This is a genomic window from Christiangramia sediminis (genome assembly GCF_020552705.1).
Classification (GTDB): Bacteria; Bacteroidota; Bacteroidia; order Flavobacteriales; family Flavobacteriaceae; genus Christiangramia; species Christiangramia sediminis.
The window spans coordinates 564,355-577,408 of the sequence record NZ_JAJBZG010000005.1 but is presented as its reverse complement, the minus strand read 5'-3'; the positions used below and the strand labels follow the sequence as shown (position 1 = coordinate 577,408).

General features: G+C 39.9%; 10 protein-coding genes and 1 pseudogene. 8 read left to right on the top strand and 3 right to left on the bottom strand.

Annotated elements, in window-relative coordinates; genetic code table 11:
- Position 1 precedes the first annotated feature (1 nt).
- The 3 genes from LGQ90_RS12040 to LGQ90_RS12030 all read left to right on the top strand — a co-directional run bounded on the left by LGQ90_RS12040 (position 2) and on the right by LGQ90_RS12030 (position 2,573).
- Positions 2–730: a metallophosphoesterase family protein gene (locus LGQ90_RS12040; RefSeq protein WP_229341370.1), complete on the top strand. Its 729-nt coding sequence runs from the start codon at positions 2–4 to the stop codon at positions 728–730.
- Positions 731–909: 179 nt separating this feature from the next.
- Positions 910–1,914: an acyl-ACP desaturase gene (locus LGQ90_RS12035; protein ID WP_229341368.1), complete on the top strand. Its 1,005-nt coding sequence runs from the start codon at positions 910–912 to the stop codon at positions 1,912–1,914.
- A 101-nt stretch (positions 1,915–2,015) separates the two neighbouring features.
- Positions 2,016–2,573, top strand: coding sequence for a DUF3575 domain-containing protein (locus LGQ90_RS12030; protein WP_229341366.1), 558 nt, complete (start codon positions 2,016–2,018; stop codon positions 2,571–2,573).
- Positions 2,574–2,728: 155 nt separating this feature from the next.
- Here LGQ90_RS12030 and LGQ90_RS15075 read toward each other — a convergent pair.
- The 3 genes and pseudogenes from LGQ90_RS15075 to LGQ90_RS12015 all read right to left on the bottom strand — a co-directional run.
- Positions 2,729–2,833 (bottom strand): annotated as a pseudogene (locus tag LGQ90_RS15075) (YkvA family protein); the annotation flags it as partial.
- A 405-nt stretch (positions 2,834–3,238) separates the two neighbouring features.
- Entirely contained in the window at positions 3,239–4,792 is a 1,554-nt protein-coding gene (gene amaB / locus LGQ90_RS12020) for an L-piperidine-6-carboxylate dehydrogenase (RefSeq protein WP_229341362.1), read from the bottom strand.
- 60 nt (positions 4,793–4,852) lie between these two features.
- Positions 4,853–5,395 carry a 3-hydroxyanthranilate 3,4-dioxygenase gene (locus LGQ90_RS12015; protein WP_229341360.1) on the bottom strand — a complete coding sequence of 181 codons (543 nt, stop codon included), beginning with the start codon at positions 5,393–5,395 and terminating at the stop codon, positions 4,853–4,855.
- Positions 5,396–5,623: 228 nt separating this feature from the next.
- Between LGQ90_RS12015 and LGQ90_RS12010 the strand changes: the two genes are divergently transcribed.
- The 5 genes from LGQ90_RS12010 (at position 5,624) to LGQ90_RS11990 (ending at position 13,032) form a co-directional block, all read left to right on the top strand.
- Positions 5,624–6,688 carry an isoaspartyl peptidase/L-asparaginase family protein gene (locus tag LGQ90_RS12010; RefSeq protein ID WP_229341358.1) on the top strand — a complete coding sequence of 355 codons (1,065 nt, stop codon included), beginning with the start codon at positions 5,624–5,626 and terminating at the stop codon, positions 6,686–6,688.
- A 131-nt stretch (positions 6,689–6,819) separates the two neighbouring features.
- Positions 6,820–7,305: a GbsR/MarR family transcriptional regulator gene (locus tag LGQ90_RS12005; RefSeq protein WP_229341356.1), complete on the top strand. Its 486-nt coding sequence runs from the start codon at positions 6,820–6,822 to the stop codon at positions 7,303–7,305.
- A 23-nt stretch (positions 7,306–7,328) separates the two neighbouring features.
- Positions 7,329–8,459, top strand: coding sequence for an efflux RND transporter periplasmic adaptor subunit (locus tag LGQ90_RS12000; RefSeq protein ID WP_229341354.1), 1,131 nt, complete (start codon positions 7,329–7,331; stop codon positions 8,457–8,459).
- Between the two features lie 22 nt (positions 8,460–8,481).
- Positions 8,482–11,613, top strand: coding sequence for an efflux RND transporter permease subunit (locus LGQ90_RS11995; protein WP_229341352.1), 3,132 nt, complete (start codon positions 8,482–8,484; stop codon positions 11,611–11,613).
- 21 nt (positions 11,614–11,634) lie between these two features.
- Positions 11,635–13,032 carry an efflux transporter outer membrane subunit gene (locus LGQ90_RS11990; RefSeq protein ID WP_229341350.1) on the top strand — a complete coding sequence of 466 codons (1,398 nt, stop codon included), beginning with the start codon at positions 11,635–11,637 and terminating at the stop codon, positions 13,030–13,032.
- Positions 13,033–13,054: the final 22 nt, after the last annotated feature.

The window sequence follows — 13,054 nt, the reverse complement described above, 5'->3', positions numbered from 1 at the left end:
TATGTCTAGAAAATTAGTGATTGGAGATTTACATGGTGGATTAAAAGCGCTTATTCAGCTTTTGGATGAAATAAATCTATCTCCCAAAGATCAACTTATCTTTCTCGGGGATTATGTAGATGGCTGGAGTGATTCTGCAAATACGGTTAGCTACCTCATAGAGCTGGCAAAACAAAATTCCTGTATTTTCATAAGGGGAAATCATGATGACCTGGCTCATAAATGGCTGGAAACAGAAGAAATGAATCAGAAATGGCTGGAACATGGCGGCCAGTCAAGTATTAATGCTTATAGAAATTTCAGTGACGAAGAAAAAAAAGCTCATATAAAATTCTTTAAAGAAATGTTCAATTTCTATAAAGATGAGGAAGAGCGTTTATATGTGCATGCCGGTTTTACAAACCTTCACGGCCCAGATTTTGAATATCATGATACCGGATTCTATTGGGATCGTACATTATGGGAGATGGCACTTTCTATGAAAGAGGATTTGACACCGGAAGATGATTTCTATCCCAGAAGACTTGGACATTTTAAAGAGATTTATATTGGGCATACCCCGGTAACCCGCATAGGGGAGACCAAACCGGTGAAAAAAGCAAATATCTGGAATGTAGATACCGGCGCTGCTTTTAAAGGCTGTATCTCGGCAATTGATGTAAACTCAAAAGAAATTTACCAAAGTGATCCTGTTTATACCCTATATCCCGATGAACAAGGCAGAAATTAGGCTTTTTTTATTATAGCTTCTAACAGCATATTCATATATTTGAAGCTCAATCTATTCCAATCACAAAATCTGAGGATTTTTTGGAATTGTTAAAAGCTGCATACTTATTGCAGTAGTGTTAAAAAGGTAAGCTCCCGAATACAATTTAGCTTATAATTGTTTTAGTAAAGATTTAAAAAATGGCATTAAATAATATACGTTTAGAAGTAATGCAAACGGTCGAAAAATCTGTTCAGGGTTTTATTGACCAATACCTTATTCCCGTTGATGAAATATGGCAACCTACAGATATGCTGCCAAACCTACAGGATGATAGGGGATTTGAAGAAGTTCACCAAATTAGGGAAGAAGCTAAGGAATTAGGTTATGATTTCTGGGTGGTTCTTGTTGCAGATATGGTAACCGAGGAGGCGCTCCCTACTTACGAATCCTGGCTTATGGATATGGAAGGTGTGGAACAACATGGAGCTAAAAAAGGCGAGAGTAATGCCTGGTCTAAGTGGGTTAGACACTGGACAGGAGAAGAGAACCGTCACGGAGATACCCTTAATAAGTATCTGTATCTCTCGGGAAGAGTGAATATGAAAGAGGTAGAAAAAACTACTCAGCACCTTATCAATGACGGATTCGATATTGGTACCGGAAGAGACCCTTACAGAAACTTCGTTTATACCAGTTTTCAGGAATTAGCGACAAATATTTCTCACAAACGTGTGGGACAATTGGCTAAGAAAAAAGGAAACAAGATGCTCGGTAAAATGTGCAATATCATTGCCGGGGATGAGATGAGACATTATATGGCTTATCGTGAATTTGTAAAAACCATCTTTGAACATGATCCTAGCGAAATGATGCTGGCTTATGTAGATATGATGAAGAAAAAGATCGTTATGCCGGCTCAGTTTATCAGAGAATCTGGCCAGGGAATTGCTGAAGCTTTTGAGAACTTCTCCAATGCTGCGCAAAGACTGGGTGTTTATACCACTTACGATTATATTGATATTCTGAAGAAGCTTAACACTTACTGGGAAATCGATAAAATGAGATCTCTTACCGATGATGCTGAAAAAGCAAGGGATTACCTGATGGCTCTGCCAGACCGAATGACCAGAATTGCAGATAGAATTTCTATTCCTGAAGATCAACACAAATTTAAATGGGTGGAAGCTAACGGAATGGTTTAATCGAAACTGTGAGTTTCAACTATAAATTACAAACCCTGCGATAAATTAGCAGGGTTTCTTGTTCCAATTTCTTTTTATACACCAAGAATTAAATAATATTTATGAAGAAAATATTTCTTTGCCTCATACTAATTTCTGCTGTAAATATGGGATACTCTCAAACAGCCGAAAAAAACAACGAAATAAAACTTAACATTGCCAATGTGATCGCAATCGCCTTGGTAGAATTTGGTTACGAAAGATTCCTGGATTACCATCAGTCAATTGAAGGGACTATATTGATTAACGACAGAATAAATTATCATTCAGAAAGTGGTTCCAGAGATTTCCAAACCAATAGTTTCAAACTTGGGTACAACTATTACTTTGGAGAAGATTATGCTGCTTCAGGCCTATATGTAAATCCATTTTTGAAATATCGTTCTGGGGAATTCAGCGAAGAAAGTTCAGATGTAAGTGAGCCTGCTTTTGTAGGAGACACCATTACCGATATGAATTCCTTTATCATAGGAATAGGTGCTGGTTATAAATGGAACTTCAATGACACTTTTGTATTAGGCCCCTTTTTAAATATCGGTAGAAATTTTAGTGAAGATGTAAAAGACAGGTTTTCTGCTATAGAGTTTAATGCAGGTTTTAACATAGGATATAGATTTTAAAGGTCATTTCATTCATTCCATAAAAAACCCGGTTGAAATTCAACCGGGTTTTTTATTATATCAAAAGCTATTTTCTACTACGAGGCTTTCATAAAAGAATCTTTCCAAACCTTATAACTCGCCAGGTCTTTCTCCATAAGATTGAGACAAAATGCAATCACGGCGGCATCATCAAGATAACCTAAAACCGGAATAAAGTCTGGAATAAGATCTATAGGAGACAATACATACAGTAAAGCTGCTCCAGCCGCGGCAATAATATTAAAAGGAATCTCTCTATAATCCCCGCTGGCGTAATCTTTTACCAGGGAAAATAATAATTTAGCGTCGTCCATATAGCGCTTTAACTTCCCCTTATTTTCAAATTTATCCAGGATCTTTTCTTCTTTGTCTATCACTTTTTCAACATCCTCCTGTTCAAACTCCTGCGTTCTTTTTGAATGCTCTTCCTTCGCTTTCTCTTCTGAAAATGTGCTCATAAAATCTTTGAAATTAGTGAATTTCGAAATTAAAGATTATTCCCTTCGAGGGCAAAAAAACAGTTCTATTTAAGTTTGATTTAACTATCATCGGCTGCAAATCACAACACAATTCTCTAATTATCAGCCAATAAAAAAGCCTGTTTTACAATAAAAACAGGCTTTAATTACACTTAAAAAACTAAACTATAGATCGAACTTGATACCTTGTGCCAGGGGCAGTTCGGTGGTATAATTGATCGTATTTGTTTGTCTTCTCATATAGATTTTCCAGGCATCAGATCCAGATTCACGGCCTCCACCGGTTTCTTTTTCACCACCAAAGGCTCCACCAATCTCAGCTCCGGAAGTTCCAATATTCACATTGGCAATTCCACAATCTGATCCTTCCGCAGAAAGGAATCTTTCCGCTTCTCTCAGGTTATTCGTCATAATAGCTGAAGAAAGTCCCTGTTTTACTCCATTCTGAAGTTTTAGCGCATCGCTCACGTCTCCTTTATACTTCATTATATAAAGTACCGGAGCAAATGTTTCGTGCTGCACAATGGCGTATTCGTTCTTGGCTTCCGCAATGGCAGGTTTTACATAGCATCCGCTTTCATAGCCTTCACCTTCCAGCACTCCGCCTTCAACCAAGATATTACCGCCTTCTTCCACTACTTTATCTAAAGCTGCCTGGTAATTCTTCACCGCATCTTTATCGATAAGCGGACCAACATGGTTATTCTCATCCAACGGATTTCCTATTCTGATCTGTTTATAAGCCTTTACAATTGCATCTTTTACTTTATCATACACATCTTCGTGAACTATAAGTCTCCTGGTAGAAGTACAACGTTGTCCACAGGTTCCCACCGCTCCAAATACAGCTCCAATCACGGTATTTTTAATATCGGCATCTGGAGTAACGATAATGGCGTTATTTCCGCCTAATTCTAAAAGGGATTTTCCTAGACGTGCAGCCACAGCCTGGGCCACGATTTTACCCATTTTAATAGACCCGGTTGCAGAGATCAACGGCACACGTTCATCCTTGGTCATCATTTCACCAACTCTGTAATCTCCGGTGATTAAACTTGAAATTCCCGCAGGCACTTTATTTTCTTTAAATACTCTTGCTGCGATATTCTGACAGGCTACTGAAGTTAATGGTGTTTTTTCTGAACCTTTCCAGATACAGGCATCACCACAAACCCATGCCAGGGCCGTATTCCATGACCAAACCGCCACCGGGAAATTAAATGCAGAAATAATTCCTACAACTCCCAGCGGGTGATATTGCTCGTACATTCTATGTCCCGGACGCTCACTATGCATGGTTAGTCCATAAAGTTGTCTTGAGAGTCCCACGGCAAAATCACAGATATCTATCATTTCCTGAACTTCCCCAAGACCTTCCTGATAAGATTTTCCCATTTCATAAGAAACAAGTTTTCCAAGAGGTTTTTTTAATCTTCTAAGTTCATCATTAAATTGTCTCACCACTTCACCACGTTGTGGTGCTGTCCAGGTTCTCCACTCTTTAAAACCTTTTTCGGCCGTAGTGATCACTTTCTCGTAATCTTCTTTCGTAGTGGCCTTTACTTTTCCTATAAGTGCTCCATCAACAGGAGAATAAGATTCTATGATATCTCCGTTACTAAACCAGTCACTCCCGGTTGAGGTTCCGTTATTGATGTCGTTTAAACCTAAATCTTTCAGGGCTTGTTTAATCCCGAATTCTTCAGCGATTTTGCTCATTAATTTGCGTTTTTATCGATTAATTTGTGTAGTTGTTGCGAAAATAGTAAAAATTAAGCTCTATTCCACGTCTGCCGTAAATCGGGAATCCACCGGCATAACTTCTCCGCAATTATCGCAGGTTCTCAACTCTTCACTATTATAGAAATGTCTGAAATGTTTAAGAAAATCGGTTTCTATATCCTGGAGTGGGAAATAAACCTCATATAATTTATGATTGCAATTATCACAAAACCACATAAGTCCGTCTTTTCCTTCCTCACCAATCCGCTTTCGCTCTATCACCAGCCCAATGGAACCTTCTTCTCTCTCTGGAGAATGCGGGACTTTTGCCGGGTGCAGGTACATATCACCAGGGCCAAGATTCATGGTTTTCTTTTTCCCCTCTTCCTGAATATGCACCTTGATATTTCCTTCCAGCTGATAAAAAAGCTCTTCGGTTTCGTTATAATGATAGTCTTTTCGGGCATTTGGCCCCGCCACGATCATCACGATATAATCTCCAGATTCTTTATATAGATTTCTATTTCCCACCGGCGGTTTTAAACTCTCGCGGTTTTGCTCGATCCACTTATTCAAATTAAAGGGTGCATCCACTGGCATAATTTCTAATTTTCATTAAAATTAATCATTCCTGCGCAGAAAAGGTTTATTAAGACGTTAATTTGGGCGCCTGCTCCGCACCGCGCTATTCGCTCCAAGTCCTCGCCGCTTCAAAAGCGTCTGCGGGCTTTCCACTATTATCGCTGGCGCAAAAACCTTCAAAATTGTAGCTTTTTGGGAGGAATGCCTCAATTTTTTAGTAAATTCCGTCAAAATTATACCCAAAACATGAAAAAACTCTTTTTCCTATTCAGTCTAATTCTCTTTATTTCCTGTGATGATTCTGAACAGAGAAAGCAGGAGCCGGTAAACTCTGAGCCAGCAACAAACGCTAAAAATGACAGTATTCAGAATTTCGGAATAGTCATCCATGGTGGAGCAGGAACTATTCTCAAAGAAAATATGAGCGATTCCCTGGAACAGGCATATAAAGCTAAACTGGAGGAAGCCATTAAAACCGGACACGAAATCCTGGCAAATGGAGGTACCGCGTTAGAAGCGGTTCAAAGAACCATTAATGTGATGGAAGATAGCCCGCTGTTCAATTCAGCGAAGGGCGCGGTATTTACCAATGAAGGCAAAAATGAGCTGGACGCTTCTATTATGGATGGAAAAACATTGAATGCCGGGGCGGTAGCAGGGGTTACTAATGTGAAGAACCCTATTAACCTGGCTTATGAAGTCATGGTGAATTCTGAACATGTACTGCTATCAGGAAAAGGAGCGGAGCAATTTGCCAAAGAGCAGGGCCTTGAAATCGTGGATCCTGAATATTTCTATACAGAGAATCGCTTCAGAGCGATGGAAAGAGCCCGGGAAAGAGATAAAGAGAAAAATAATAAAACGGCTTTTTACGATCCTTTTATAAAAGATGAAAAATTTGGTACCGTGGGTTGTGCAGCATTGGATAAAGATGGCAACCTGGCTGCCGGAACTTCAACAGGAGGAATGTCTAATAAAAAATACAACCGAATAGGTGATGCCCCCATTATTGGTGCAGGTACCTACGCTAATAATAAGACCGTAGCAATTTCCAGCACCGGTTGGGGTGAATATTTCATCAGGGGTGTGGTTGCTTATGATATTTCTGCAATGATGGAATATAAAGGAGTTTCTTTAAAAGAAGCTACGCATGAAGTGATTCAGAATAAATTACCTGAGTTGGGTGGAGATGGTGGAATTATCGCCATAGACCATAAAGGAAATGTTTCTATGGAATTCAATACTGCCGGGATGTACAGGGCAACCATGAATGCAAAAGGAGAACTTGAAATAGGAATTTTCGGAAAATAAACTTTCTCTAAATAAATCTAGTTAACCCGGACATTTGCTCCGGGTTTTTTATTTAACGAATATTTAAGTTTTGTTGGTTCGGTGACAACCGAACTGAAACTATCTTTGCAAACTAATTTTGAAAAAAATCTATGGATTGTTGTTCTCCGGAAAAAAGAAAACTGATTGAGGAGATTGGTGTTCACTTCGAAAAAGTTCATAATCTGGCGCCTCTTGCGGCCAGGATATATGTTATCATGATCCTATGCCCTAATGATGGTCATACTTTCGACGAGATCATCGAGATCACTAAGGCAAGTAAGAGTTCTGTCTCCACTCAATTGAATTTGCTTATGCAAACCAATAAGGTGGAATATTTTACCAAAACAGGAGACAGAAAAAGGTATTTCAGATCGAGCAGAACCTATTTGAAAAACACTTTAAAAGAAAATCTTGATCAGGTTAAGGAAGATATCCGCCTGGTGGAAAAGATACATGAGTTCAATTCCCTTTACAATATTGAGAAATTTAAGCAAACTGGCGGAGTAGCTGTTTTGTTCAAAGAATATTTAATCGCACAAAAACAAAACCTGGAAAACACCATTGAAAGGATGAATGAGGTTTCAATCAATCAATAGCTTCGAAAATTATATCTCAAATTATGAAAAAAACAATCACCTATATAGCAGTACTTGCAGGAGTGCTAAGTTTTATTTCCTGTGGCGGGGATCAGAATTCCCAGGCAAAAGCAGCACCCGGTAAACAGGTAATGCCATACCCCGTGACCGAAGTTCCCACAAAAACACTCACCGGCTACACCTCTTATCCGGTTAGCATAGAGGGAGTGGTAAATAGTGAAGTACGGGCGAAAGTTACAGGTTATATTACCGATGTCCTGGTAGATGAAGGGCAAAAAGTAAAAAAGGGACAGCTTCTATTCAAGCTCGAAACCCAATCGCTTAATCAGGACGCAGCCGCAGCAAAAGCTAATGTAAATGCTGCTCAGGTAGAGGTTGATAAATTAAAGCCACTGGTGGAAAAGGACATTATTAGTGAAGTACAGCTGGAAACTGCCAAGGCAAAACTTCAGCAGGCGAAAAGTAGCTATAACAGTATCGCTGCCAATATAGGATATGCGAATATTAAAAGTCCTGTAGATGGCTATGTTGGTTCTATAAGATTAAGAGAAGGAGCTCTGGTTAGCCCTGGTAATCAAGCACCTTTGACAACGGTGAGCGATATAAGTAAGGTGTATGCTTATTTCTCACTGAATGAAGTGGAATACCTGGATTTTCTTCAGAATAATGATGGCGAAACCATCGAGGAGAAGATTGGAAATATGCCGGAAGTACAATTAAAGCTCGCCAATGGCAGCACCTATTCTGAAGAAGGAAAGATTGAAACGATAAATTCTCAGGTAAATGAAAATACCGGTTCTATCTCTATTAGAGCTGTACTCGATAATCCTTCAAGATTACTCACCAATGGAAATAGCGGTAAAATTTTGATCCCAAAAACTTATGAAAATGCCATAGTCGTTCCTCAGGAATCAACTTATGAGCAGCAGGGAAATATTCTCATCTATAAGTTGGGGAAAGATAATAAAGTAAATTCTTCCATTATCAAGGTTATTACTAGCATAGATAATTTATATGTCGTGGAATCTGGAGTTGAAAAAGGAGATAGTATCGTTGCCAAGGGCCTTGCCAAACTAAGGCCAAATACAGAGATCAAACCTCAACCAACCCCGTTTGACAGCATCGCAAAACCTATCCAAAAAGTATTCAGATAAGCCATACTGAAAAAGAAAAATTATGCTAAAGACATTTATAGAAAGACCTGTGCTCTCCACGGTGATCTCCATTATAATAGTGATACTTGGGGTTTTGGGACTATCCAACCTTCCTATCACCCAATATCCTGATATTGCCCCACCAACTGTTACGGTAAGCACAGCTTATCCCGGGGCCAATGCTGAAACTGTTCTGGAAAGTGTGATCATTCCCATTGAAGAACAGATCAACGGAGTAGAGGGAATGACTTATATAACCTCTACAGCCACCAATAACGGGACTGCGGAAATTACTGTTTTCTTTGATCAGAATGTGGATCCGGATATTGCAGCAGTTAATGTACAAAACCGTGTGGCGCGGGCTAATCCCCTGCTTCCGGCAGAAGTTAAACAATCTGGGGTAACCACCCAGAAACAACAGACCAGTGCCCTGATGTTCTTCTCGGTTTACAGTAATAACAAGGATTACGATGATACTTTTATTCAGAATTACCTTAAGATCAATGTAATTCCAGAGATCCAAAGGGTGAACGGAGTTGGAAATGTCCTGGTCTTTGGCGGGAAGGATTATGCCATGAGAATCTGGCTTCAACCCGATAAATTAGCTGCTTATAATCTCGTGCCTTCAGATGTGATAGGGGCATTAAATGAACAAAGTTTAGAAGCAGCCGCAGGTTCGTTGGGAGAAAATAACGGAGAGGCCTTTTCATATACCATTAAATACAGTGGAAGATATAATTCTGAAGAACAATACAGCGATATTGTTATTAAGGCTCTTGGGAATGGAGAATTTCTAAGACTTAAAGATATTGCCGAAATTGAACTGGACGCACAATCTTACAACGGAGGTTCCAAAACTAAAGGTTTACCGGCGGTTAACATGGGAGTATTTCAAACTAAAGGCTCCAACGCAAGGGACATCATTCTCGAAATTGAAGACCGTCTTACGGAAATCGAGAAAGACCTTCCTCAAGGAATGGAACTCTATGTGCCTTATAACACCAATGAATTTCTGAATGCTTCTATAAATAAAGTGACAACTACCCTTATTGAAGCCTTTATCCTGGTATTTCTGGTAGTATTCATTTTCCTGCAGGATTTTAGATCTACACTTATCCCGGCTATTGCGGTTCCGGTCTCCATTATTGGTACGTTCTTCTTTCTAAATTTATTCGGATACTCGATCAATCTTTTAACCCTTTTCGCTCTGGTGCTCGCCATTGGTATTGTGGTAGATGATGCCATCGTGGTAGTGGAAGCAGTGCATTCAAAACTGGATGAAGGGGCCAAAAGTGCAAAAAAGGCCACCATCGATGCCATGCATGAAATTTCAGGTGCGATTGTTTCCATTACCCTGGTGATGGCAGCAGTTTTTATACCGGTTACTTTCATAAAAGGACCCACCGGGGTTTTCTATGAGCAATTCGGGATTACCTTAATTGTAGCTATTGCTATTTCGGCGATCAACGCGCTTACTTTGAGTCCGGCCTTGTGTGCTTTGTTTCTTAAAACCCATGATGAAAAGGATAGATCCAAGAAAACATACCTGCAGCGATTCTATGACGGTTTTAACAGAGGATTTAATGCGACCATTCACCGTTATGGGCAATCACTGAGTTTTTTATACAAAAATAAGTGGATCACCGCAGTAATCCTGGTTCTTGCCGTGGCAGGGATCTGGTGGGCTTCTTCTACCACCCCATCTGGATTTGTTCCTGATGAGGATAGGGGATTGATCTTCGTGAATGTGGAACTTCCGGCGGGAGCTTCTATAGACCGTACTCAGGAAGTAAATGACCTTTTATATAATAAAGTAAAGGATCTGGAAGGGATTGAAGGAGTTTCGATCATTTCGGGAAGAAGTTTGATCAATGGTGCCGGTAGTAATTATGGTCTTGGTTTTATAAAGCTTGATAATTGGGACGAGAGGGATACAGATGAGTTATCTGTAGAGGCGATCACCGGAAAGTTATTCGGTATTGCAGCTACTATCCCCGAGGCAAATATCATTTTCTTTTCTCCGCCCAGTATTCCAGGTTTTGGTAATTCTTCCGGATTTGAAGTTAACCTGCTAGATCGTTCAGGATCAAGCTTTGAAGAACTGGATGCAGCAAATAAGGAATTCATTCAGAAATTATCTGAAAGACCAGAAATACAATATGCGCAATCATCTTTCAACACCAATTATCCTCAATACGAACTGGAGTTAAACGTTCCGCTGGCGAAGGAAAAAGGAGTGACGGTAAATGAGATCTTTTCAACCTTACAGGGATATATAGGTGGGGTGTATGCCGCCGATTTCTCCAAATTTGGAAAACAATACCGTGTTTACGTTCAATCCTTGCCTGAAGATCGTGCAGAAAAAAGTGATCTTAACAAGCTGTATGTTAGAACTTCCTCAGGAGAAATGGCTCCCATCACTCAATTTGTAAGTCTTAAACGGGTATATGGTCCACAATCTGTGACCAGGTTTAACCTGTTCAATTCAACAAAACTTTCGGGAGCAACAAATCCCGGATATAGTTCTGGTGATGCCATCAACGCGATCGAAGAGGTAGCTTCAACCCTGCCTGAAAATTATTCTACCGCATACTCAGGTTTAACCAGAGAAGAAGTAAATGCGGGAAATCAAACCACCACGATATTTTTGCTTTCCATCCTATTTGTATACTTTCTACTGGCTGCACAATATGAGAGTTATTTATTACCATTTTCGGTACTATTCTCATTGCCTTTAGGAGTTTTTGGAGCGTACATCACTACAAAATTCGCCGGACTTGAGAATAATATTTATTTCCAGATCGCACTTATTATGTTAATTGGATTACTGGCCAAAAATGCCATTCTTATCGTTGAGTTCGCCATCCAACGGAGAAGGCGCGGAGAATCTATTGCTGATGCCGCAATTCACGGGGCTAAAGCCAGGTTACGACCTATTTTAATGACCTCTTTTGCATTTATTCTTGGTTTACTTCCACTGGTACTGGCAAATGGAGTGGGAGCTGAAGGAAATAGATCTATTGGTACCGGTGCGGCCGGGGGTCTTTTAATAGGAACCATCACAGGAGTATTTGTGATCCCTATTCTTTTTATACTGTTCCAGTGGCTTCAGGAAAAAGTAGGAAAAAAACCGGAAGCCATAGAAAACCATTAATTCAGAAAAGTATCATTTAAGATGAAACGAATAATAAATTATAAATTCATTATTGCCGGTATTGGTCTTCTAAGCCTTCAATCCTGTTTTGTGGCAAAAGACTACGATCAGCCGGAAGTGGTTAAGGAAGAATATTACCGAACCGACAATATTGAAAAGGACAGCCTGAATATGGCCAATGTCTCCTGGACAGAGATGTTTACAGATCCCATACTTCAGGATTATATTGAAGAGGGCCTTGAGAATAATATCGATATCAGGATTGCCCTTCAGCAGATCATCGCTGCAGAAGCTTATGTAAAGCAGGGGAAAGCTGGCTATCTTCCCACGCTAAATGGAAATGGAACTTTCACCCATCAGGAATTCTCTCAAAATAGCCAGTTTGGTAGTCTTTTTAGCTCTGTGAATCAATATCAGCTTAGTGCAGATCTTAGCTGGGAAGCCGATATCTGGGGAAAGATCAGAAGCCAGAAACGTGCTTTTGATGCCAGTTACCTTCAAAGTATCGCCGCACATCAGGCTGTAAAAACTAGATTGATAGCAGGTATTGCTTCTACTTACTATCAATTGTTAAGTCTTGATGAACAAATAAAGATTACTGAAGAAACCATAGAAAACAGGGAAAATAGTCTAGAAACCACCCAAGCTTTAAAAGATGCAGGCAATCTTACTGAAGTTGGGGTGAAACAAACCGAAGCCCAGCTATATACCGCCCAGGGAATTTTAATAGACCTTAAAAATCAGGAGCGACTGCTTGAAAACACCTTGTCTATACTATTGGGAGAAGCTCCCATGAAAATTGAAAGATCAGAGCTTGAAGACCAGGAGATCACTACCGAATTAAATATTGGAGTACCGGTACAGTTATTACGAAACCGACCTGATGTTATTGCTGCTGAATATGCGCTTATGAACGCCTTTGAGCTTACCAATGCTGCAAGGAGCAACTTCTACCCGTCGCTTACTCTTAGCGCAACAGGGGGCTTGCAGGCACTTGATGCCGGGGACCTCTTTAGTGCAAACTCTTTATTCGCAACCATCGTGGGAGGATTGGCGCAACCAATTCTTAACGGAAGAAGAATAAAGACCGAATATGAAGTTTCAGAAGCTCAGCAGGAGCAGGCAAGATTGGAATTTAGAAGAGCCATTTTAACCGCCAGCAAAGAAGTATCTGATGCGCTTTACTCCTACGAAGCGGCAACAAATAAAATTGAAGTAAAACAGAAGGAATATGAGGCATACGGATTGGCTACAGATTATTCTGAAGAATTATTGAATAATGGTCTCGCAAATTATCTCGAGGTGCTTACTGCCCGGGAGAATGCTTTGAACTCCAGTTTAGACCTTTCAAATGCCAAGTACAATCAGTTAAAAGCCATAGTAGACCTTTATGAGGCCCTTGGTGGAGGCTGGAAATAATTAGTTTTATTGTTAGTTGTTG

What these genes read in the sequence shown, in the direction of transcription:
- LGQ90_RS12005 (WP_229341356.1), top strand. Translation starts at nt 6,820, where the DNA reads ATGGATTGTTGTTCTCCGGAAAAAAGAAAACTGATTGAGGAGATTGGT.
- LGQ90_RS12010 (WP_229341358.1), top strand. Translation starts at nt 5,624, where the DNA reads ATGAAAAAACTCTTTTTCCTATTCAGTCTAATTCTCTTTATTTCCTGT.
- LGQ90_RS11990 (WP_229341350.1), top strand. Translation starts at nt 11,635, where the DNA reads ATGAAACGAATAATAAATTATAAATTCATTATTGCCGGTATTGGTCTT.
- amaB (WP_229341362.1), bottom strand. Translation starts at nt 4,792, where the DNA reads ATGAGCAAAATCGCTGAAGAATTCGGGATTAAACAAGCCCTGAAAGAT.
- LGQ90_RS12030 (WP_229341366.1), top strand. Translation starts at nt 2,016, where the DNA reads ATGAAGAAAATATTTCTTTGCCTCATACTAATTTCTGCTGTAAATATG.
- LGQ90_RS11995 (WP_229341352.1), top strand. Translation starts at nt 8,482, where the DNA reads ATGCTAAAGACATTTATAGAAAGACCTGTGCTCTCCACGGTGATCTCC.
- LGQ90_RS12015 (WP_229341360.1), bottom strand. Translation starts at nt 5,395, where the DNA reads ATGCCAGTGGATGCACCCTTTAATTTGAATAAGTGGATCGAGCAAAAC.
- LGQ90_RS12040 (WP_229341370.1), top strand. Translation starts at nt 2, where the DNA reads ATGTCTAGAAAATTAGTGATTGGAGATTTACATGGTGGATTAAAAGCG.
- LGQ90_RS12000 (WP_229341354.1), top strand. Translation starts at nt 7,329, where the DNA reads ATGAAAAAAACAATCACCTATATAGCAGTACTTGCAGGAGTGCTAAGT.
- LGQ90_RS12035 (WP_229341368.1), top strand. Translation starts at nt 910, where the DNA reads ATGGCATTAAATAATATACGTTTAGAAGTAATGCAAACGGTCGAAAAA.